This window comes from Xanthomonas sp. 3058, assembly GCF_014199765.1.
GTDB lineage: Bacteria > Pseudomonadota > Gammaproteobacteria > Xanthomonadales > Xanthomonadaceae > Xanthomonas > Xanthomonas campestris_B.
Window position 1 is genome coordinate 280,568 of sequence record NZ_JACHOF010000004.1, and the last position, 21,430, is coordinate 301,997.

Annotated in this window: 24 protein-coding genes; 8 read left to right on the forward strand and 16 right to left on the reverse strand. The window is 65.1% G+C overall.

All coding sequences use genetic code 11. The features are described 5' to 3' along the window. Positions 1–470: 470 nt before the first annotated feature. The 7 genes from GGR61_RS08340 to GGR61_RS08370 all read right to left on the reverse strand — a co-directional run bounded on the left by GGR61_RS08340 (position 471) and on the right by GGR61_RS08370 (position 6,849). Complete coding sequence (locus GGR61_RS08340) at positions 471–800, reverse strand: non-heme iron oxygenase ferredoxin subunit (RefSeq protein ID WP_184408899.1); 330 nt, start codon at positions 798–800, stop codon at positions 471–473. Further along, positions 797–1,336 carry a GNAT family N-acetyltransferase gene (locus GGR61_RS08345; RefSeq protein ID WP_184621101.1) on the reverse strand — a complete coding sequence of 180 codons (540 nt, stop codon included), beginning with the start codon at positions 1,334–1,336 and terminating at the stop codon, positions 797–799. The genes GGR61_RS08340 and GGR61_RS08345 overlap by 4 nt, the downstream gene beginning before the upstream one ends. Before the next feature lie 201 nt (positions 1,337–1,537). Continuing rightward, positions 1,538–2,782 carry a cysteine desulfurase gene (locus GGR61_RS08350; protein WP_184621102.1) on the reverse strand — a complete coding sequence of 415 codons (1,245 nt, stop codon included), beginning with the start codon at positions 2,780–2,782 and terminating at the stop codon, positions 1,538–1,540. Further along, positions 2,779–4,041: a Fe-S cluster assembly protein SufD gene (gene sufD / locus GGR61_RS08355; protein WP_184621103.1), complete on the reverse strand. Its 1,263-nt coding sequence runs from the start codon at positions 4,039–4,041 to the stop codon at positions 2,779–2,781. Before sufD ends, GGR61_RS08350 begins: the two co-directional genes overlap by 4 nt. Further along, on the reverse strand, positions 4,041–4,805 hold the full coding sequence (sufC, locus tag GGR61_RS08360) for a Fe-S cluster assembly ATPase SufC (protein ID WP_184621104.1): 765 nt from the start codon (positions 4,803–4,805) through the stop codon (positions 4,041–4,043). Before sufC ends, sufD begins: the two co-directional genes overlap by 1 nt. Positions 4,806–4,916: 111 nt before the next feature. Beyond that, the gene (gene sufB / locus GGR61_RS08365; RefSeq protein ID WP_184621105.1) at positions 4,917–6,374 is read right to left on the reverse strand and encodes a Fe-S cluster assembly protein SufB; all 1,458 of its coding nucleotides are present in this window, start codon (positions 6,372–6,374) and stop codon (positions 4,917–4,919) included. Positions 6,375–6,390: 16 nt separating this feature from the next. Then, positions 6,391–6,849, reverse strand: coding sequence for an SUF system Fe-S cluster assembly regulator (locus tag GGR61_RS08370; protein ID WP_184408905.1), 459 nt, complete (start codon positions 6,847–6,849; stop codon positions 6,391–6,393). 172 nt (positions 6,850–7,021) lie between these two features. Here GGR61_RS08370 and GGR61_RS08375 point away from each other — a divergent pair, with 172 nt between their 5' ends. Continuing rightward, complete coding sequence (locus GGR61_RS08375; protein ID WP_184408906.1) at positions 7,022–7,489, forward strand: SET domain-containing protein-lysine N-methyltransferase; 468 nt, start codon at positions 7,022–7,024, stop codon at positions 7,487–7,489. Positions 7,490–7,594: 105 nt separating this feature from the next. Then, on the forward strand, positions 7,595–8,137 hold the full coding sequence (locus tag GGR61_RS08380; RefSeq protein WP_184621106.1) for a type 1 glutamine amidotransferase domain-containing protein: 543 nt from the start codon (positions 7,595–7,597) through the stop codon (positions 8,135–8,137). Positions 8,138–8,286: 149 nt separating this feature from the next. Here the strand turns inward: GGR61_RS08380 and GGR61_RS08385 are convergent, their stop codons facing one another. From GGR61_RS08385 to GGR61_RS08415, 7 genes are all read right to left on the reverse strand, one after another. Continuing rightward, complete coding sequence (locus GGR61_RS08385) at positions 8,287–8,883, reverse strand: DUF1439 domain-containing protein (RefSeq protein WP_184621107.1); 597 nt, start codon at positions 8,881–8,883, stop codon at positions 8,287–8,289. A gap of 134 nt (positions 8,884–9,017) precedes the next feature. Beyond that, a complete protein-coding gene (locus tag GGR61_RS08390) occupies positions 9,018–9,392 on the reverse strand; it encodes a hypothetical protein (RefSeq protein ID WP_184621161.1) in 375 nt (124 codons plus the stop codon). A 222-nt stretch (positions 9,393–9,614) separates the two neighbouring features. After that, positions 9,615–9,923 carry a DUF3861 family protein gene (locus GGR61_RS08395; RefSeq protein WP_184621162.1) on the reverse strand — a complete coding sequence of 103 codons (309 nt, stop codon included), beginning with the start codon at positions 9,921–9,923 and terminating at the stop codon, positions 9,615–9,617. Between the two features lie 92 nt (positions 9,924–10,015). Beyond that, positions 10,016–10,657, reverse strand: a complete 642-nt coding sequence (locus tag GGR61_RS08400; RefSeq protein ID WP_184408954.1) for a M23 family metallopeptidase — start codon at positions 10,655–10,657, stop codon at positions 10,016–10,018. A gap of 109 nt (positions 10,658–10,766) precedes the next feature. Further along, complete coding sequence (locus tag GGR61_RS08405; protein ID WP_184408909.1) at positions 10,767–11,177, reverse strand: HU family DNA-binding protein; 411 nt, start codon at positions 11,175–11,177, stop codon at positions 10,767–10,769. Between the two features lie 425 nt (positions 11,178–11,602). After that, positions 11,603–12,451, reverse strand: coding sequence for a pyrroline-5-carboxylate reductase (gene proC, locus GGR61_RS08410; protein ID WP_184621163.1), 849 nt, complete (start codon positions 12,449–12,451; stop codon positions 11,603–11,605). A gap of 40 nt (positions 12,452–12,491) precedes the next feature. Beyond that, complete coding sequence (locus tag GGR61_RS08415) at positions 12,492–13,184, reverse strand: YggS family pyridoxal phosphate-dependent enzyme (protein WP_184621108.1); 693 nt, start codon at positions 13,182–13,184, stop codon at positions 12,492–12,494. Between the two features lie 357 nt (positions 13,185–13,541). On the opposite strand from GGR61_RS08415, the gene GGR61_RS08420 reads away from it, so the two are divergent. The 3 genes from GGR61_RS08420 (at position 13,542) to GGR61_RS08430 (ending at position 16,794) form a co-directional block, all read left to right on the forward strand. After that, positions 13,542–14,579: a type IV pilus twitching motility protein PilT gene (locus GGR61_RS08420; RefSeq protein ID WP_184408911.1), complete on the forward strand. Its 1,038-nt coding sequence runs from the start codon at positions 13,542–13,544 to the stop codon at positions 14,577–14,579. A gap of 128 nt (positions 14,580–14,707) precedes the next feature. Then, positions 14,708–15,838, forward strand: coding sequence for a PilT/PilU family type 4a pilus ATPase (locus GGR61_RS08425; RefSeq protein WP_184408912.1), 1,131 nt, complete (start codon positions 14,708–14,710; stop codon positions 15,836–15,838). Between the two features lie 281 nt (positions 15,839–16,119). Next, positions 16,120–16,794 (forward strand): YitT family protein, encoded by a 675-nt coding sequence (locus tag GGR61_RS08430; protein ID WP_184621164.1) that lies wholly within the window; start codon positions 16,120–16,122, stop codon positions 16,792–16,794. Positions 16,795–16,929: 135 nt separating this feature from the next. On the opposite strand, the gene GGR61_RS08435 is transcribed toward GGR61_RS08430, so the two are convergent. Beyond that, on the reverse strand, positions 16,930–17,475 hold the full coding sequence (locus GGR61_RS08435; protein ID WP_184621109.1) for a DNA-3-methyladenine glycosylase I: 546 nt from the start codon (positions 17,473–17,475) through the stop codon (positions 16,930–16,932). Then, positions 17,472–19,316, reverse strand: a complete 1,845-nt coding sequence (locus tag GGR61_RS08440) for a DUF4153 domain-containing protein (RefSeq protein WP_184621110.1) — start codon at positions 19,314–19,316, stop codon at positions 17,472–17,474. Before GGR61_RS08440 ends, GGR61_RS08435 begins: the two co-directional genes overlap by 4 nt. A 79-nt stretch (positions 19,317–19,395) precedes the next feature. On the opposite strand from GGR61_RS08440, the gene GGR61_RS08445 reads away from it, so the two are divergent. From GGR61_RS08445 to GGR61_RS08455, 3 genes are read left to right on the forward strand one after another with little or no spacing between them, the layout of a single operon-like run. After that, positions 19,396–19,962, forward strand: coding sequence for a YqgE/AlgH family protein (locus GGR61_RS08445; RefSeq protein WP_184408915.1), 567 nt, complete (start codon positions 19,396–19,398; stop codon positions 19,960–19,962). Continuing rightward, positions 19,955–20,422 (forward strand): Holliday junction resolvase RuvX, encoded by a 468-nt coding sequence (gene ruvX / locus GGR61_RS08450; RefSeq protein ID WP_184408916.1) that lies wholly within the window; start codon positions 19,955–19,957, stop codon positions 20,420–20,422. The genes GGR61_RS08445 and ruvX overlap by 8 nt, the downstream gene beginning before the upstream one ends. A gap of 14 nt (positions 20,423–20,436) precedes the next feature. Further along, the gene (locus tag GGR61_RS08455; protein WP_184408917.1) at positions 20,437–21,384 is read left to right on the forward strand and encodes an aspartate carbamoyltransferase catalytic subunit; all 948 of its coding nucleotides are present in this window, start codon (positions 20,437–20,439) and stop codon (positions 21,382–21,384) included. Positions 21,385–21,430: the final 46 nt, after the last annotated feature.

Below are 21,430 nucleotides of genomic sequence, written 5' to 3' on the forward strand. Positions count from 1 at the left end.
GGCATGCGCAGGCGCTGCACTGCAAGGCGCCTGCGGGGTAGGGGCATGAGAAGGTGTTGGGCGGAGCTGGGCGCACGGGATCGCACAGCAGGCCAATTTTTTAAAAAGGCCTGAAGAACTGTAATATTAAATACAAATCATTCTTCTTTGCAATCATCGTCGGCGGCTGCCGCGTGCTGAGACGGCTGCGCGACCCCAAGCAGAGGCGGCCGTGACGATCCATTGAGCGATGCTCAGGCGAACGCGGATATTCGCGGCTGTTTGCGGGTCGTTGTGTCGCTATCGATGCTGGTCGCGGCGAGCAATCCGCTCACTCGCGTCGGCCATCATGTGCGTTAGGTCGTATCGATTGCTTCGATCGTTGGGCATGGCGCGCTGGCATCCCGGGCGCGATCGTGCGTCCAAAGCCTTGGCGCTTTGGGTGAAGCCAGAGCGCATCGTGACGATTGCGTGCGTTGAGCCCACCGCGTTCAGCGGTCGTCGCGTGTCCAGATACCGCCGTGTTCGCGCTTGACGGGGAACTTGGGTACGGCGGTATAGGCCGGCGCGCACAACGGACGACCGTCGCGGATATCGAAGCGCGCGCTATGCAGCAGGCATTCGATGGTGCCGGTGGCCGGGTCGAAGGTGCCTGGCGATAACTCGTAGTCCTCGTGACTACAGCGGTCTTCCAGCGCGTACAGCTCGCCGTCGAGGTTGAAGACCACGATCGGGGCGTCGGTGACCTCGTCCCAGACAGTCTGCAATTCACCCGGCAACAGTGCCTCGCTGGCGCAGACGAACGTCCAGTTCTCGCTCATGGTGTTGCGCCGCCCAGCGGTTTTTCCAGCACTTCAAAGCGCAGGTCCTGGCGCAGCGGGACCCCGAAGCGTTCGTCGCCATACGGAAACGGTTTGGTGATGCCGGTGCGGCGATAGCCGCGGCGTTCGTAGAACGCGATCAGCTCCGCGCGGACATCAATCACGGTCATGCGCATCACCGGCAGCTGCCATTCGGTAAAGGCGATGCGCTCGGCTTCGGCCAGCAGTGTCTTGCCGAGCCCGCTGCCCTGCAGCGATGGGTCGACCGCAAACATGCCGAAATAGCCGGCGCCGTGGTCGTCGGCCACGTGCGCGCAGGCGAGCATCCGCCCATCCTGTTCGACCAGCAGCACCAGGCTGCGGTTGCGCAACAAATCCTCGCGCAGTACGGCCGGTTCGACCCGCACGCCATCGAGCAGATCGGCTTCGGTGGTCCAGCCAGTACGGCTGACATCGCCGCGATACGCGGAAGTCACCAGCGAAACGATCGCATCGATATCGTCGACGGTGGCGGTACGGAAGGTGGTGGTCTGCATGAGGGGCGGTTGATCGGAAGTGGGGGGATTCGTAAAAGCGCAGAAGCCCATTTTGCCCCGTGGTCGTGGGCGTTATCCAGGCGTTAGCCAGCGATTTTTTAGAGTAGAGCAAAGCGCCGGCGCGCACACCCCAGGCGAACGATTGGCCGGCACCATGCCTTTGCGAGTCCCGAATCTCGAATCGCCGATCCAGCCTCGCGATCAGCCAAGCAGCACGCGTACCTTGTTCAATGCGGCGACGAAACGCTCGATTTCCTCGTGCGTGTTGTAGAACGCCAGCGAAGCGCGGCAGGTCGCGGCCACGCCGTAGTACTGCAGCAGGGGGTGCGCGCAATGCTGGCCCGAGCGGATGGCGACGCCTTCCAGGTCGAGCAGGGTGGCCAGATCGTGCGCATGCGCGCCTTCGATCAGGAACGACACCACCGCTGCCTTGTCCGGCGTGGTGCCGAAGATGCGCAGGCCATCGATGCGCTGCAGCTCTTCGGTGAAGTGCGCCAGCAGCTCGGCTTCGCGTGCTTCCACGTTTGCCAGGCCGACCGATTCCAGGTAATCCACCGCCGCGCCCAGGCCGATGAACCCGGCGATATTCGGCGTGCCGGCTTCGAACTTGTGCGGGGCGTCGTTGAACACGGTGCCGTCGAAACTGACTTCCTTGATCATCTCGCCGCCGCCCAGAAACGGCGGCATCGCCTGCAGATGTTCGCGCCGCGCCCACAGTGCGCCGGTGCCGGTCGGCCCGCACATCTTGTGGCCGGTGATGGCGTAGAAATCGCAGCCGATGCCGGCCACGTCGATACGCCGATGCGGCGCCGCCTGCGAGCCATCGACCACGGTGACGATGCCGCGCTTGCGTGCCTCGCGGCAGATCTCGCGTACCGGGTTGACCGTGCCCAGCACATTGGACACGTGCGTGACCGCCAGCAGCTTGACCTCCGGCGTCATCGCCTTGCGCAGCGCGTCCAGATCCAGCGCGCCGTCCGGCGTGATCTCCGCAACGCGAATGGTGGCGCCGGTGCGTTGCGCCACCAGCTGCCACGGCACGATGTTGGCGTGATGCTCCATGCGCGAGATCAGGATCACATCGCCGGCGCCCAGGCGCGGCAGCGCCCAGGAATAAGCGACCAGATTGATCGCAAAGGTCGTGCCGCTGCACAACACCAATTCGTCGGCGCGCACGTTGAGAAAGCGCGCGAGCTTGCTGCGTGCGCCTTCGAAGGCATCGGTGGCTTCGGTGCCCAGCGCATGCACCGCACGGCTGACATTGGCGTTCTGACGACGGTAGAACTCGTCAGTGGCGGCAATCACCTGCAGCGGCTTCTGCCCGGTGTTGGCATTGTCGAAATAGATCAGCGGCTTGCCATGCACCTGCCGCATCAGCAAGGGGAAATCCGAGCGCACGCGCGCCCAATCCGGTGTCTGGGTCAGCGGGACGGCAGGTGCGTTCATGCCACGCCTGCCGAGGTCAGTGCGCGGTCCAGCTGCAATGCCAGCACTGCAGTCAGCGCGGTGGGCAGCACGCGTAGCGGCTCGTGACAGAAGGCGGCACTGAGCAAGCGCTGCGCATCGGCTTGCCGCAGACCGCGCGAGCGCAGATAGAACAGGGCATTGTCGTCGAGCTGACCGACGGTGGCGCCATGCGCGGCCTGCACTTCTTCGGCATCGATCACCAGCACCGGCTGGGTGTCGATCTCGGCATTGGCCGAAAGCAGCAGGTTCTTGTTCGACAACCGTGCATCGGTGCCATCGGCGCCCTGACGGATGTTGATGCCGCCATGGAACACCACCCGGCTGCGATCGGCGCCGACACCGCGCCAGACCAGTTCGCAGGTGGTGTCGCGTGCGATGTGCTGGATGCCCAGACGCGTATCGACATGGCGGCGGCCGTTGCCGAGCAGCACGCCATTGGCGGTCAGCTGGGCGTTGTTGCCTTCCAGGCGCACGTTGAGTTCGTGGCGCGACAGGCCGGCGCCCAGTTCCAGATCCACGCGCTGATAGCGCGCATTGCGCGCCAGCACCGCATCGGTGCGCAGCAGCGCCGTTGCGTGCGCACTGTCGGCCTGCACCCGCGCATGCGACAACACCGTGTCCTGGGCCAGATGAACGTGCATCAGGCTATTGTTCAGGTGCGCGGCATCGCCAACGTGCAGGTGATGCTCGACCACGTTCAGCGCCGCGCCGGCGCGCAGCTCGATCAGATGCCGGTGATGCCAGGACAGGTCGTGCTCGCCGGCCACGCTGACGAAGACCAGATGCAGCGGAGTATCGATCTGCGCACCGTCCTGCACACGCACCAGCACGCCTTCGTCGGCAAGCGCGGCATTGAGGCGCGCGAAGATTTCATCGCTGCCTTCGAAACGGCGGCCGAGCAGGTGCTGCGCGTCGTCGCTGGCCGCGAGCGAGGCGGACAAGGTTTCCAGCTGTACGCCCTCGGGCAGCGTGGAGACATCGCTCAGCGCTTCGGACGGGCGCCCGTTGACGAACACCAGGCGCGGCGACGGAATGGCGTCCAGCACGGCCGCGTCGATCAGCGTCGGCACCAGCGGCGCGGGCTGGAAGCTGCGTCGTTCCAGCTGGCGCAACGAGGTGTATTTCCAGGCTTCCGCGCGCGGGCCCGGCAGGCCGGTCTGCAGGGCGGCATCGAGTTCGGCCCGGCGCGCGTCGTTGCCGCAGAAACTGCGGGCGAGAGATTCCAGCAAGGCGCTCATCAGGCAACCGCCTCGGGCACCACGCGATCCTTGAGGAAGTGGTAGCCGTGCTTTTCCAGCTCCAGCGCCAGCTCCGGGCCGCCGCTCTGCACGATGCGGCCTTCGGACAGCACATGCACCACGTCGGGAGTGATGTAGTCGAGCAGACGCTGATAGTGGGTGATCACCAGGAACGAACGCTCCGGCGAGCGCAGTGCGTTGACGCCGTCGGCCACGCTCTTGAGCGCATCGATATCCAGGCCCGAATCGGTTTCATCCAGGATGGCGAGCTTGGGTTCGAGCACCGCCAGCTGGAAGATCTCGTTACGCTTCTTTTCGCCACCGGAGAAGCCTTCGTTGACGCCACGATGCAATAGCTCGTCCTTCAGATGCAGCACGGCCAACTTCTGCCGCACCAGCTTGAGGAACTGCATCGAATCCAATTCGTCTTCACCACGCGCCTTGCGCTGCGCATTGAGTGCGGCGCGCAGGAAATAGGTGTTGTTGACGCCGGGGATTTCTACCGGGTACTGGAAGGCCAGGAACAGGCCGGCAGCGGCGCGCGCTTCCGGCTCCAGATCGAGCAGGTCTGCGCCTTCGAACTGCACCGTGCCGGCGCTGACGTCATAGCCGTCGCGCCCGGCCAGCACATTGCCCAGCGTGGATTTGCCGGCGCCATTGGGGCCCATGATGGCGTGCACCTGGCCCGGCCTGATATCCAGCGACAGGCCTTTGAGGATGTCTTTGCCGGCGATGCTGGCGTGGAGATTTTCGATCTTGAGCATGGGAATAGGGAATCGAGAATAGGGAATGGGTAATGCGAGATGTTGGCGCGGCAAGGAGCAGGGAAGAGAACCGAGACCGATTCTCCATTCCCCACTCCCGATTCGGCGGCGTCAGCCGACCGAGCCTTCCAGCGAGACTTCCAGCAGCTTCTTGGCTTCCACTGCAAATTCCATCGGCAGTTCGCGGAACACCTGCTTGCAGAAGCCGTCGACGATCAGCGAAACCGCGTCTTCCTGGCTGATGCCGCGTGCGCGGCAGTAGAACAGCTGGTCGTCGCTGATCTTGGAGGTGGTGGCCTCGTGCTCGACGGTGGCGCCGGGATTCTTCACCTCGATATAGGGGAAGGTGTGGGCGCCGCACTGCTTGCCGATCAACAAGGAGTCGCACTGGGTGTAGTTGCGCGCGCCATCGGCGGTGCGATCGACCTTGACCAGGCCGCGATAGGTGTTCTGCCCACGCCCGGCGCTGATGCCCTTGCTGACGATCTTGCTCTTGGTGCGCTTGCCGATGTGGATCATCTTGGTGCCGGTATCGGCCTGCTGACGATGGTGGGTCAGTGCCACCGAGTGGAACTCGCCCACCGAATCGTCGCCGAGCAGCACGCAGGACGGATACTTCCAGGTGATCGCCGAGCCGGTTTCGACCTGGGTCCAGGTCACCTTGCTGCGGTCGCCACGGCATTCGGCACGCTTGGTGACGAAGTTGTAGATGCCGCCACGGCCTTCTTCGTCGCCGGGGTACCAGTTCTGCACGGTCGAATACTTGATCTCGGCATCGTCCAGCGTCACCAGCTCGACCACCGCCGCGTGCAGCTGGTTTTCGTCGCGCATCGGCGCGGTGCAGCCTTCCAGATACGACACATAGGCCTTGTCCTCGCACACGATCAGGGTGCGCTCGAACTGGCCGGTGTGGCCGGCATTGATGCGGAAATAGGTGCTCAGCTCCATCGGGCAACGCACGCCCGCCGGGATGAACACGAAGCTGCCATCGGAGAACACCGCCGAGTTGAGCGCGGCAAAATAGTTGTCGCCGACCGGCACTACGCTGCCCAGGTACTGCTTGACGATCTCCGGATGTTCCTTGATCGCCTCGGACATCGAGCAGAAGATCACGCCCTTTTCGGCCAGTTCCTTGCGGAACGTGGTGCCGACCGAGACCGAATCGAATACCGCATCCACCGCCACGCCGGCCAGCCGCGCGCGCTCGTGCAACGGCACGCCGAGCTTGTCGTAGGTGTCGAGCAATTCCTTCGGCACATCGTCCAGCGAAGCGTACTTCGGGCCCTTGGGCGCGGAGTAATAGCTCAAGGCCTGGAAATCGATCGGGGCGATCTTCAGCTTCGCCCACTCCGGCATCGGCATCTTCAGCCAATGCCGATAGGCCTCAAGACGCCAGTCGGTCATCCATTGCGGCTCTTCTTTCTTGGCCGACAACGCACGGATGACGTCTTCGTTCAGACCGGGCGGGAGCGAATCGGATTCGATGTCGGTAATGAAGCCGGCGTCGTAGCGTCGGCCCAGCCGTTCGATAATCTCGGCGTTCTGCGGGGGTGCAAGTTCGGTGGCCATCGGGCTGCCTACAGGGTCAGGTGGTCGCGACGCGTGCGGCGATGGAACGCCGACGGCTGTCGCCAGGGTGGGAGAGGGGCTGCAACATCTGCGCGAGCGTGACGCGGCGCAATGCATCGCCCACCACGTCGTTGATCAAGCGCCAGTTCGAGCGCACGCCGCAGGTCTGGGCGATGCCGCACTGGCTGTGGTCCTGGCTGCATTCGGTGATCGCCAATGGGCCTTCCATTGCTTCGACGATCTCCACCAGCGTGATGTCGCTGGCCGCGCGTGCCAGACGGTAGCCGCCATGCACGCCGCGCAGGCCTTCGACCAGGCCTGCTTGCGACAATGGCTTGAGGATCTTGCTCACTGTCGGCGTTTCCAGGCCGGCCTGTTCGGCCAACTCGCTGGCGCTGAGCACCTGGTTGCCACGTGCAGCCAGCACGGTCAGCACGACAGTGGCGTAGTCGGTGAGTTTGGTGACGCGCAGCATGGGCAGCGAGAAATCCGAAAGCGGACCGAAATTGTACTCTTTCGGGCCCGGCAGGGCCACCCGCACGGTTCAGGCGCCGGCAAGCACCAGCCATTGCGAGCGATGGCGCGCTTGTGCTTGGCGCATCGTCGCGCTGCGGTCACAATGAGCGGCCCCATCACTGGACCCCTTCATGTCGCGCAAAGTTGCCGCCCGCAAGTCACGTATCCACGGCAATGGCATGTTCGCCCTCGCCCCGCTCCGCAAAGGCGAGCGCATCATTCAATACAAGGGGCGGTTGCGCACGCACGCGGAAGTGGATGCCGACGACAGCGGCGATGTGGAAAGCGGGCACACCTTCCTGTTCACGCTCAGCGACGACTACGTGCTCGATGCCAACTACGAGGGCAACGTCGCGCGCTGGATCAACCATAGCTGCAATCCCAATTGCGAAGCGGTGATCGAAGAAGCCGAGGGCGAGGACCGCACCAAGGACAAGATCTTCATCGAGGCCAAGCGTGCGATCAAGCCGGGCGAAGAGCTCACCTACAACTACGGCATCACCTTGAGCGAGCGTCATACGCCGCGTTTGAAGAAGATCTGGGAATGTCGCTGTGGGTCGAAAAACTGCACCGGCACGATGTTGCAACCGAAGCGCTGAGGCTCCGAGCGCTGCTGTCGTACTGACGCGACGCATACATCGGTTCACTCATGCGCAACGGACGCACGCCTACGGTGCGGGCTTCTTTCAGTGAGGAGCCCTTCCATGTCGTATTCGCTCTCCGGCAAGACCGTCGCGGTGCTGGCCACCGATGGCTTCGAACAATCCGAACTCACCGAGCCCAAGCGCCTGCTGGAGTCCTGGGGCGCCAAAGTGGATGTGGTTGCGCCTGGCGATGCGGCCCAGATCCGCGCCTGGAACCATACCGATTGGGGTGACTCGGTGCCGGTCGATCAACGACTGGATCAGGTCAAGGCCGACAACTACGATGCGCTGGTGTTGCCCGGCGGTGTCCTCAACCCCGACACCCTGCGCGGCGATGCCCAAGCGATTGCGTTGATCCGTGCGTTTGCCGGCGCGGACAAGCCGGTGGCCGCCATTTGTCACGGCCCGTGGCTGCTGGTCGAAAGCGATCTGGTGCGCGACCGCGAAGTGACGTCGTGGTCGTCGGTCAAGACCGATCTGCGCAATGCCGGCGCACGCTGGCAGGATGCAGAGGTGGTTGTCGATGGGGCGCTGATCACCAGCCGCAAGCCCGACGATATCCCCGCCTTCACTGCGGCAGTGGCGAAGGCGCTGGTGGCCTGATCGGTTGATCGCAACGTCGAACCGGCTGAAAACCCACAGGCCCGGCATGGTGATGCCGGGCCTGTGTCTGTGTCGAACAGTTGCGGGCGCGGATAGCCGCAGCGGCGCAACGGCACATTCGACGCCTGCGTTGAGCCTGGCGGCTCGCCTTATTTTCCGGACAGCGCGGCTGCCGGCACCAGCTGCTCGATGTTCTGGTTGAAGTTCACCGCCACGCGTCCATTCTGGATGCCGACCGACTCCACCTGCACATTGCCCATCACCGCGGCGATGGACGGGTCGATGCGGTAGATCGGTTCCTTGCGTGCGTAATCGGCCAGCCAGGCATTGAGCAGCTGGCGGGTGCTGTGGTCGAGCTTGGCACCGGCATTGGCCGGGCGGAAATCGTCGATGGTGGGCTGATCGAGATAAAAGCCCTGCTTGGCAGTGTCGTAGCGCAACGCACTGGTCAAGGTCACGTTACCCACCGGCGCCGGCGCACCGCCGGCAGTTGCCAATGCCAGATCGAATGCCATCTTGAGCCGATCACCGGGCGGCAGCGTCAATGCGGGATTGCTGACCGTCATTTCGACCAGTCCACCCAATGCATCATGTGTCTGCGGGAAGCGGCCACCGAGAAACTGCTGCAGGTCGGCGGCTTGCACGCTGATCTGGCGGCCCTGGATCTGCGGCGCGGCCCAGGCGCTGGTGAGAGGCATCGCCAAGGCGAGGGCAAGCAGGGATGCGGCAAGCGAACGCGATTTCATCGGGTGACTCCGGCAACAGGTGACATCACCTTAGTCAGCGCCGGTGAACCACAGATTAGGGGCCTGTGGTTGCCTCCTAGGCACTGATGCCTAGTGCGCGCGTGTGGAGGGGGGGAGCTCGCGGCGCGCGCGTGTTAGCGCAGCACCGGTTGCAAGGTCGCCGAATAGATTTCCCAGCTGTCGCTGCCGGCGCGTGGCTGGAGCCGGTAGGCGCCGACCAGCTGCTGCGTGCCGGCGCCGGTGCGCACGATCACGCGCACCGGCACTTCGATCAGGCGCGGCGGACGCTGCTGATCCAACGCGATCGGCGAATCGTTGTCGATGCGCATCGAGCGGATATCGCCGATACCGCGCAGGACGGCGTCGTCGGGCATCGGCGGGGGACGACCACCGGTCCACAGCGCGTCGGCCTGCGCACGCCCGGAACCAGGCAGCGCACCGAGGTACCGCTGCACGGTAGCGCTTGCATTGGCAAAGTTGGCGCGCGTTGCGGCCTCGTCGGGACCCATCGCATCTGCCGCTGCTGCGGGCGTGCCGCTCTCCGCAGTGGTCGGTGCTGCCGGTGTGGCGGCGGGCGCCGCTGCAACACTGGCCGCGTCTTGATCGGCGGTGCGCTGGCAACTGCAGCCGGCAAGTGCGAGTGCGAGCCCAACGATTGCAAGCCAGTGCATGGTGCCTCCCGTTCCCCGATGCGCGCAGTGTAGCGAGTACGTGCGCTGCCGATACCACCCTCAGGTGCGCGGGGTGGGCTGTACGCGTTGCAGGCGATCGAGCAACAGCTGCAGCTTCGGCCGCAGGGCATCCAGTGCATCGCTGGGCTGGGCGCGCGGGCGCGCGGCCAGGTCTTCGAGCAATTGCGAGCCAACGGTGAGGGCAGCGCATTCGTCGCTGCTCAGGTCGCGGCGCAGGTGCAGTTCTTCAAGCAGCCGCATCCAGTCGGCGCGTGAGCGCTGCTCGAATTCGATGGTGCAGCGATCGTCACAAGGGCGGCCGTCGCTTTCGATGGGCGTGACCGTGATGCGGTAGCGTTTGCGTGACATGGAGTCGCGTCGTTCCTTAAGGCTGTCGCCACCATAGGCGCAGGACGCATCGGCCTCGATAGGGTGGGACATGACGCAGTGTTCCAGCGTGCTCAGTTTGCAGGCTCTGGCAAGGAACGGCGCAGCAATGGCAGCGGATCGTACGCACCGTTGCGCGCATAGATACCGTAATGCAGGTGCGGTGGCGTGCCGCGCGCGTTGCCGGTGGTGCCGACCATGCCGAGCTGGGTACCGGGCTCGACGACGTCGCCCACCTTCAGGCCGGCGGCCCAGTCGTCCAGATGTGCGTAGTAATGCCGCTCCATTGCCGGGCCCAGCAACCAGACCTGCTTGCCGCCCAGGCCGCGGTCGCGGATCGCGCTGACCACGCCGCGCGTTGCTGCCACCACCGGCGTGCCGCGTGGCGCGAAGATATCCACCCCCGCATGCGTGCGATCGCTGCCCCGTGGCGCGCCGAAGGTATCGGCGATCTGCCGTGCTCGCACGCCCTCGACCGGAACGGCCAGTTGCGTGGGTGGCGGCATGCGCGAGAGCTCCCAACTGGTGCGCAACTGCTCGGCGATCGGCAGCTGCCAGGTCCAGCGCGCAGTGACGCCCAACACGCACAGCAGGGCGATGGACACCAGCAGGCTACGCACGCGGCGTGCGGGGCTACGAGGCGACGACGGACGTGCTGTCGATGGCGGCGGCGTTGTCGATGGGTCGGTCACAGGCACCTGTGCGTTATCAACCAGCGCCCAGGGTAGGACAGCGACGATGAGCGCAATGTGCTGTGCGCGGTGCGACGCTGGTAAAAAAAAGACGGCCCGCAGGCCGTCTCCATGACACCGGATGCGTGCGCGATTAGAGCGCGGCGTCCTTCAACTTCTTCAACGGACGCGCCTTGAGCTTGGTGGTGGCGGCCCTGGCCGCAAAGGTCTGCTCTTCCTTGGTGAAGGGGTTGATGCCCTTGCGCTTCGGCTTGGCCGGCACATGCACGGTGGTCAGTTTCAGCATGCCCGGCAGGGTGAACGAGCCAATGCCCTTCTTGCTCAGCGAGGCGTGCGCTGCCGCTTCCAGCGAGGCCAGCACGGCGCGGACGTCCTTCGGAGCCAGCTCGGTCGTTTCGGCGATGTGCGCGACCAGGCCGGTCTTGCTCAGTGCTTCCTTGATCGGCTTCGGCGCGGCGGCCTTGGCCGGCTTCGCAGTCTTGGTTGCGGCGACCTTTTTCACTGCCTTCTTGGGGGCAGCCTTCTTAGCGGCGGTTTTTGCCATGAGTTATGTGTTCCGTGATCTGTGGTGGTGTTGGGTCTGCCGACCCAGTCGGCAACGCGAAATGTAGGGCAACTGTTGCGCGCCGCCAATAGGCAAACGATGAAACAGGCCGAAAAAAGCGTCTTTTGACGGGTATTCGTTCACCAGTGGCGAAAATCACGCATCAGATTCGGTGTCGTGCACGCGCAATGCGCAGATTCGGCCGGTGTCTGACGCACAGCAGCAGGTCGTTTGCGCGAGGCGGTGGACGCGTTTGTGTCCCTGCATGGTGCGACCGAGGCAGCTCTCTGCGCGTGCCGATGGCGCTGCTGTCCCGACTGCACTGGACACCTGGCCGGGCGGTGCGCAAGGCCGATATTCGCTTGCAGCGACAGCAGCGCGCCGTGTTTCACCGGGAACCTTGCGCTGGAACAAGCGGAGGCTGCCTAATCGTTGGCGGCCGACAGACTGCGGCCGCGTTCGGTCGCCGCAGCGATCGCCTTGGCGGCGAGCGCTTCGAAGCCACCGGCCTGGAATGTCTCGATGGCTGTCTGCGTGGTGCCGTTGGGCGAGGTCACGCGGCGGCGGAGCACATCCGGGGCGTCGCCCGATTCGGTCAGCATGCGCGCGGCGCCAAGCAGTGTCTGCAAGACCAGCGTGCGCGCCGTGTCGGCCGGCAGGCCCTGTTGCTGCGCTGCCGCTTCCATCGCTTCGGCCAGCAGGAAGACGTAGGCAGGCCCGCTGCCGGAGACCGCAGTCACTGCGTCCATCAGCGCTTCGTCGTCGATCCACACGGTGACGCCGGCGCTGTCCAGCAACCGGGTCGCTTGCGCGCGTTGTGCGTCCGACACGCATGCAGTGGCGTACAGCCCGGTGACGCCGGCACCGAGCAGGGCGGGCGTGTTGGGCATCGCGCGGATCACCGCCGTAGCGCCGCCGGACCACCGCTGCAACTGGGTGGCGGTGATGCCGGCCGCGATCGAGACCAGCAGCGGTTGCTGTGTCTGCGCAAGGTCGGCCAGCTGCGCGCACACTGCCGGCATCACCTGCGGTTTGACCGCCAACACCCAGATGTCGGCGCCTTGCACCGCGCTACGCGCCTGTTCTTCAACCTGCACGCCGAAGTCGCGCGACAGCGCAGCGCGCAGCTCGGCCACCGGTTCGGCAACGCGGATGCTGGCGGCGGGCACGCCTTGCCGGATCAGCCCGGCAATCAGGCTGCGCGCCATGTTGCCGCCGCCGACAAAGGCCGTGACTGCAGCGAGGGACGGCGAAGACGCCGGTGGAGAGGGCAGGGTCATTGCGGCACCTTGGTTAGAGAGAGACGTCGTGCGATCAGGCCGATGCGTCAGGCGAGGACGCACGTGCGCCGAACAATGCCGTGCCCACCCGCACCATGGTGGCGCCAGCCGCGATCGCTTCGGCGAAATCCGAGCTCATGCCCATCGACAAGGTGTCCACCTGCGGATACCGGCGTTTGAGCTGTTCGAACGCTGTCTGCATCCGCGTGAACGCCGCCGCGCGGCGTGCCTGCTCGGGAAACGGTGCGGGAATGGCCATCAATCCGCGCAACTGCAGGCGTGGTTGCAATGCGATGGCCTCGGCCAGACTGTCGATCGCGTCGGGCGCACACCCGTACTTGCTGTCCTCGTCGTCGATATTGACCTGGATCAGGACATTCAACGGCGCGCGATCGCCGGGGCGGTAGCGTGCCAGCAAGCCAACGAGCTTGGCCCGGTCCACCGTCTGCACCCAATCGAAGCATTCGGCGGCCAGCTCGGCCTTGTTGGATTGCAGGTGGCCGATCAGATGCCATTCCAGCCCAAGCGCGGCCAATGCGGCGATCTTGGCCTGCGCTTCCTGCACGTAGTTTTCGCCGAATGCGCGCTGGCCTTGTGCGGCCAGGGCGGCGACGGCGTCGGCCGGCTTGGTCTTGGACACAGCGAGCAAGCGGACATCGGCGCGCGCGTGATCGGCCGCTGCGGCGTGGATGGCATCGAGAATCTGCTGCAGCGACGAAACCGGCACGTGGCATTCCAGGAGTCAGGGGATCGCTATAGTGCCGCCCACCGCAGCGTCCTTACCAGCCGGTGGGCGAGGGGGTGTCGCCGGGCACGTGCGCAACGGCGGTGCGCATCGGCCTCCGCGACCGCCATGCACCGGGCGGGTGCGCCCCGGACGCCAAGCGCAGTGGCCTGCCGACACGCGCTTGCGGCGCCGTCCACGCAAGCGCCGTGCCTGCGCCACGCCGGAAAAGCAACGCCTTCAGGCGCGCCTCACAGCGGCGGCCTGAACCGGGTGTGCGCCGCTTCCCGCCAGCACCCAGAACGCTATACTGCCGGTCGGGGAGTACCTTCCAATCGCAGCCTAGGGGAAAAGCAGCGCATGGATATCGCTGAACTATTGGCGTTTTCTGTCAAGAACAAGGCATCGGACCTGCATCTGTCCGCAGGCTTGCCGCCGATGATCCGTGTCGATGGCGATGTCCGCCGCATCAATATTCCCGCGCTGGACCATAAGCAGGTGCATGCGCTGGTCTACGACATCATGTCGGACAAGCAGCGGCGCGATTACGAGGAATTCCTCGAGGTCGACTTCTCGTTCGAGATTCCCTCGCTGGCGCGCTTCCGCGTCAATGCGTTCAACCAGAACCGTGGCGCCGGTGCGGTGTTCCGCACCATTCCCTCGGAAGTGCTGACGCTGGAAGACCTGGGCTGCCCGCCGATCTTCCGCCAGCTGATCGACCAGCCGCAGGGGCTGATCCTGGTCACCGGGCCGACCGGTTCGGGCAAGTCGACCACGCTGGCCGGCATGATCGACTACATCAACAAGAACGAATACGGCCACATCCTCACCGTCGAGGATCCGATCGAGTTCGTGCACACCTCGCAGAAGTGCCTGATCAACCAGCGCGAAGTGCACCGCGATACGCACGGTTTCAACGAAGCGCTGCGCTCGGCCTTGCGCGAAGACCCGGACATCATCCTGGTCGGCGAATTGCGCGATCTGGAGACCATCCGCCTGGCGTTGACCGCTGCGGAAACCGGCCATCTGGTGTTCGGCACCCTGCATACCAGCTCGGCGGCCAAGACCATCGACCGCATCATCGACGTGTTCCCGGCCGGCGAAAAGCCGATGGTGCGCTCGATGCTGTCCGAATCCCTGCGCGCGGTGATTTCGCAGGCATTGCTCAAGAAAGTGGGCGGCGGGCGTACCGCAGCCTGGGAAATCATGGTCGGCACCCCGGCGATCCGCAACCTGATCCGCGAGGACAAGGTGGCGCAGATGTATTCGTCGATCCAGACCGGCCAGCAATACGGCATGCAGACGCTGGATCAGCATCTGCAGGACCTGGTCAAGCGCAGCCTGATCACGCGCAACCAGGCGCGTGAGTACGCCAAGGACAAGCGGGTATTCGAGTGATTCGGGAATAGGGAGTCGGGAATGGGGAATCGCTAGAGCAGATTTCCCTGACCGGCCCCAGCCCCGGCTACTGGCTTTTCCAATTCCCGATTCTCGATTCCCCATTCCCGGCTCCGAAGGAGCACGCCATGAGCACCATCGACTTCACCTCCTTCCTCAAGCTGATGGCGCATCAGAAGGCGTCGGATCTGTTCATCACTTCGGGGATGCCGCCGGCGATCAAGGTCAATGGCAAGATCAGCCCGATCACCCAGAGCCCGCTGACCGCCCAGCAGAGCCGCGATCTGGTGCTGAACGTGATGACGCCGTCGCAGCGCGAGGAGTTCGAAAAGACCCACGAGTGCAACTTCGCCATCGGCGTGTCCGGGGTCGGGCGATTCCGCGTGAGTTGCTTCTACCAGCGCAACCAGGTGGGCATGGTGCTGCGGCGGATCGAGACGCGCATCCCCACCGTCGAGGAACTGAGCCTGCCGCCGGTGATCAAGACGCTGGCGATGACCAAGCGCGGCATCATCATCTTCGTCGGCGCCACCGGAACCGGCAAGTCGACCTCGCTGGCGGCGATGATCGGCTACCGCAACCAGAATTCCACCGGCCACATCATCACCATCGAAGACCCGATCGAATTCGTGCACAAGCACGAGGGCTGCATCATCACCCAGCGCGAGGTCGGCATCGATACCGACAGCTGGGAAAACGCGCTGAAAAACACCCTGCGCCAGGCGCCGGACGTGATCATGATCGGCGAGGTGCGCACCCGCGAGGGCATGGATCACGCGGTGGCGTTCGCCGAGACCGGTCACCTGGTGCTGTGCACCCTGCATGCCAACAACGCCAACCAGGCGATGGACCGCATCATCAACTTCTTCCCGGAAGATCGCCGCAACCAGCTGTTGATGGATCTGTCGCTCAATCTCAAGGGTGTGGTCGCACAGCAGTTGATTCCCACCCCGGATGGGCGCAGCCGCCGGGTGGCGATGGAAATCATGTTGGGCACGCCGCTGGTGCAGGACTACATCCGCGAAGGCGAGATCCACAAGCTCAAGGAGATCATGAAGGAGTCCACCAATCTGGGCATGCGGACCTTCGATCAAAGCCTGTTCGAGCTGTATCAGGCCGGCGAAATCAGCTACGAAGACGCGCTGCGTTACGCCGACTCCCAGAACGAAGTGCGTTTGCGCATCAAGCTCTCGCAAGGCGGTGACGCCAAGACGCTGTCGCAGGGGTTGGACGGTGTAGAGATTGCCGAGGTTCGCTGAGCGATTGCAGGATCGCTGCACACCGTGGCGGATGGCCGGGGCGTGCAGCGGAGTGGGTGGTCTGCAATCAATTCGATTCAGCGTTGTACGTGCGGCTGTTGCCTGCGCGATGCCAGCGGCGGACGTCGCTTCAGTCGGTGAACGCCTGGCGTCGCAACGCAGGAATGGTGTGGCGTTTCAGATGTAACCAGGCGGGCCGATAGTGTCTAATATCCGCACCCCACCGCAGTGCCCAGCCCGTGAGCCTTCCCGATTCCGATCTCCGTCCGGAGCAACAGCCGTTGCCCGACGACGGCACAGTGATGACGTCCGGTCCGTTGACGCCGCCGCCGGATTCGGCAGGTACCGACGCCGACGATCACGCGTTTCACCACTCTGTTGCCGAGGACGCGCAGGGCATGGTGCTGGCGACATTGGTTGCGTCATTGGGTCTGGCCATCTTCGCCAAGGGCGGGCTGATGATCGGCGGCATGGCCGGGGTGGCATTTCTGCTGCACTACGCGTTGCACTGGAATTTCGGCCTGGTGTTCGTGCTGGTCAATCTGCCGTTCTATTGGTTGAGCGTGCGCCGCATGGGCTGGGAGTTCACCCTGAAGACCTTCGCTGCAGTCGGTGCCTGCGGGGCGCTCACCGATCTGCTGCCGCGCTGGGCCGATTACGCGCACATCAGCACGTTGTTCTCGGCCATCGTCGGTGGCGCGCTGGCGGGTCTGGGCATCCTGTTCTTCATCCGCCATCGCGGTAGCCTGGGCGGTATCGGCATCCTGGCGGTGTACCTGCAGCGCGAGCGCGGTTGGAGCGCGGGCAAGGTGCAGATGAGTTTCGATGCGATGCTGATGCTGGTCGCGTTCTTCGTACTGACGCCCGACAAGGTGCTGTATTCGGCGCTTGGCGCGCTGATGCTGAGCCTGGTACTGATGTTCAATCACCGCCCGCACCGGTATATGGGCGTGTGATCCAGCGCGTTGTCGGGCGCCGTTGGTGTCGCTGTGATCGGCAGCTACGCATCACGGCGAGGCGGCATGTCGCGCATCGCCGCTGTCCCGTGCGTAATGCAGCTGCTTGCCGGCGTGCGCTCGCCGACGTTGCCGCTAGGCGGGGCTGTTGCGCATCCACGGCGGCGACAGCGCCTGGATGCGCGCAAACACCGGACAATCGGCACGGTGCGCGCCGGGCAGGTAGCCCAGGCTCATCAGGAATTCGCCGGTGATCTCGCCGCCGGTGAAGCGGAAGGTCTTCTTGAACAGCTTGACCCAGGCTGCCTTGTCGAGCGGATGCTGTGCGTCCAGCCATTGCGCGAAGCTGCCGTGCGACGCGCGCAACTGCCCGATGACCTGTGCGTTGTGGATGGCCGCCAGCACCTTCAGTCGGTTGCGGATGATGCCGGCATCGCCGAGCAGCCGTGCGATGTCGCTCTCGCCATAGGCCGCCACAGTGTCCACATCGAAGCCGTCGTAGGCGCGCTGGAAGTTGCTGCGCTTGCGCAGGATGGTTTCCCAGCTCAGCCCGGCCTGATTGATCTCCAGCACCAGGCGCTCGAACAGCTCGCGTTCGTCGCGCTGCGGAAAGCCGTATTCGTGGTCGTGGTAGTGGCCATGGATCGGGTGGCCTGGTGCGATGGCGCAATAGCCGCTCATCGACGAGGTTCCGGCCGGATGCCTTCCTCGCTGGGTCTGATGTGGAGGCGTCGGTCCCCCGGCAGCGCCAGGTCCGGCCAGCGGTTGGGCCGTGTCTGGATCTGACCGCTACGCAGCGCCTGGCTCACTTCGCTCATGGCCTCGCCGTCGAGGGAATAGAGCTGTGCGGTACCTGCCTGATACCACCCATCTCGGTTGCGGGTCTGCAACTCGCAGGCGATCGCATAGTCGCCGTTGAGGTTGCACAGCAGCACGTCGAGCTGGCCATCGCCATCGAGGTCGTTGCTGCTGACCACGCAGTTGCTGTTGCCCTGCGTGCAAGCCCCCGAGAGCATCTTGGACCTCACCAGGTATTGCCACCAATCCGCTGGCGGATCGGCCTGGCCGCTAGCCACGGTCACATGCTGGCGGATCTGGGTCAGGTCGGTCAGCTGTTCGTCCTTTTGATCTTCCACGGTGTCATTGCCGCTCCAGCGACTGGTGCGTGCCAGGAGCTGCTCCAGCTGTTGCTTGCGCGCGGGACTGTCGGCAAAGGCGGGGTCTTCGCGCAGCGACTGCACCGCAAGATAGCCGCGGCGGCCATTTTCGAAACGCAGAAATTCCAGATTCTTGTTCACCGCATCGCGCGTGCCGTTGGCAAGGCGCTGCATCTGGCTATGCACGGTGATGCGGTAGGGATCGAGCAGTGGCGTGTTGACCAGCACTGCCAGGCCGATCACCACCCACGACAACACCATGTTGCCGCCGGCCAGCTGCGGCAGCCAGCGATCGGCGCGCTGCCGCAGCACCGCGAACGCATAGGCCAGCGCATAGGCCAGCGCCAGCACGGCCAGCAATGCGGCGCAGACGCGGTCGCTGGTCCAGCCGTGCTGTGCAATGCGCAGGGTCAGGGCGTATGCGGCCAGCGCCGCATGCAGCGGCAGGCTGAGCAAGCCGGCCTCGATCACCCGACGCAACCAGCGCGGATACGGGGGCAGCCCGCTGCCATCCTGGTACACCGCATTGGTGAACAGCACCAGCCCGAACACCAGGCTCAGCAGGATCGTGGTCGCCGAACGGGTCTGCCAGAGCGCCTGCAGTCCAGTGAACGGCAGCACCAGCAGGAACAGCAGTGCAATGCCGGCCAGCAGCGGAAGCAGGCCGGTGCAAAGGGAGAACAGGATCTGGCGCATCACCTGCACCGCGCGGTGCTGGGTTCGCCCGATCAGGATGCCCAGCCCGGTGATGACGCCGGTCGCCAGATAGGCAAAAGCCTGTTCGCGGAACAGTTCGGCAAAGAAGCTGATCTTGACCAGCGCGAACAAGCTGGCCCACAGCCCCAGCACCATCCAGCACACACACACGAACAGCAGCGCCAGCGCCAGCGTCAGAGCGTTCTGCCAGGCATGTTCGAACAGGGCGTGGTAGCTCGCCCGCCAATGGCCATGCAGTTGCCGGTGCTGCAGCCAGGGCAGGGCGACGAACCACCCGACCGTGACGGTGAAGCCGAACGACCAGAGCACCGGGGCGATCTGCAGGGCCGGTGCGCCAGTAGCGCTCCACGCCGCCCAGCTGCCAAGGGCGGCGAACACCAGCGTGCTTGCCGCCACGTGCTGCCACAGGCGCCACTCGCGAAGATCCTGCACGCTCAGCAGCACCAGGCTGGGCACCGTCAACACCACGGCGTACCAGCAGATGCGCACGCCCAATCCGGTGAAGGGCCACATGCCATGTTGTTCGCCCACTGCGGCCAGATACAGCAGGCCGCCCTGCAGCAGCGCGACCAGCACGATGAATGCGCGGGTCTGGCGCGACAGTGGCGTATCGGGCAGTGCGGGTGCGGTTCCTGGGGTCGGCGGCATCGTCGGTCCTTGGCAAGCGATAGGCCTCAATTATGGCATCGGCTCTGCGCGCGGCAGAGCGAACGGCTAGAATGCAGCCATGTCCGTTTTGCCCACGCCTCTGGCCAACCAATTGCTGATCGCGCTTCCGGCGCTGTCCGATCCCACCTTTTCGCGCAGCGTCGCGCTGATCTGTCAGCACGACGAGAACGGCGCCATGGGCGTGCTGGTCAACCGGCCCTCCGAATACACGCTGGGCGAAGTCCTGTCGCAGATGGGCATCGACACCGTCGATGACCGCCTGCGTGAGCAGATCGTGCTCAGTGGCGGGCCGGTGCATCCCGAGCGTGGCTTCGTCATTCACGACGATGCGCGCGAGTGGGATTCCAGCCTGGAAGTGGGGCAGGGCGTGTTCCTGACCACCTCGCGCGACATCCTCGAGGCCATGGCGGCCGGTGAAGGCCCGCGCAATGCGCTGGTGGCGCTGGGCTGTGCCGGCTGGGGCGCGGGCCAACTGGAATTCGAACTGGGCGAGAACAGCTGGCTGACCGCGCCGTCGGATGCCAATGTGCTGTTCGCCACCGCGCTGGAAGATCGCTGGCAGACCGCTGCCGGGCGCATCGGCGTGGATCTGTTTCGGCTGACGGATTATTCCGGGCATGCCTGAGGCGGGCGCGATCCGCCCCGATGGCACGGTGCTGGGCTTCGACGTGGGATCGCGCCGGATCGGCGTGGCCGTCGGCACCGCGCTGGGCGCTGGCGCGCGTGCGGTGGCCGTCATCAACGTGCACGCCAACGGCCCCGATTGGATTGCGCTGGATCGCGTGCACAAGGAATGGCGCCCCAACGGCCTGGTGGTCGGCGACCCGCTCACCCTGGACGACAAGGATCAACCCGCACGCAAGCGTGCGCATGCCTTTGCCCGCCAACTGCGCGAGCGCTATGCGCTGCCGGTGGTGCTGATCGACGAGCGTTCCAGTTCGGTCGAAGCCGCGCAGCGTTTCGCGCGCGAGCGCGCCGATGGACGCAAGCGCCGCCGCGATGCCGAGGCGCTGGACGCCATGGCGGCGGCCGTGATCGTCGAACGCTGGTTGGCCGCGCCCGACCAAGCCACCCTTCTTCCCTGAACTCCCGACCTGCGATGACCACCATGCAACTCGATTCGGACGGACGCCTGCGCCACCTGCTCACCCTGGAAGGACTGCCGCGCACCACGCTGCTGCAACTGCTCGATCGCGCCGGCCAGATCCGCGACGCGGCCGTCGGGCGCGTCGGCAAGCGCAGCGTGCTGGCCGGCACTGCGGTATGCACGCTGTTCTTTGAGCCCTCCACGCGCACGCGCAGTTCGTTTCATCTCGCCGCGCAGCGGCTGGGCGCGGACGTGCTCAATTTCGATGCCTCCACCTCGTCGACACGCAAGGGCGAGACCGCGCGCGACACCTTGAAGAACCTCGAGGCGATGGGCGTGCGTGGGTTCGTGGTGCGCCATCCCGACGACGGCGCGGTGGAAGCGCTGGCCGCTGCCGCAGGCGAGGGCACCGCGTTGATCAATGCCGGTGACGGGCGCAGTTCGCATCCCACCCAGGGCCTGCTCGACATGCTCACCCTGCGCCAGGCCAAGGGCACCGATTTTTCCAAGCTCAAGGTGGTGATCGTCGGCGACGTGAAGCACTCGCGCGTTGCGCGCTCGGATCTGCATGCATTGCGCACACTGGGCGCCGGCGAGATCCGCGTCTGCGGTCCGGCCAGCCTGCTGCCCGACGACGACATGCTGGACGGCTGCGTGGTGGGCCAGGATTTTGACGCCATGCTGGAAGGCGCCGACGCCTTGATGATGCTGCGCCTGCAGCGCGAGCGCATGGAAGAGGGTCTGGTGCCGTCGCTGGAGCAATACCACACCGAATACGGGCTCACCCGCGAGCGTCTGGCGCGCGCCGGCCGCGACGCGGCCGTGCTGCATCCGGGCCCGATCAACCGTGGCGTGGAAATCACCGACGAGGTCGCCGACGGCGCGCAATCGTGCGTATTGCGCCAGGTCGCCAACGGCGTGGCCGTGCGCATGGCCGTGCTGGAAACCCTGCTCGGTTAAGAACGACAGGCAACGCGGCCGCGCAACCACTGCGCGGTCGCGTTCG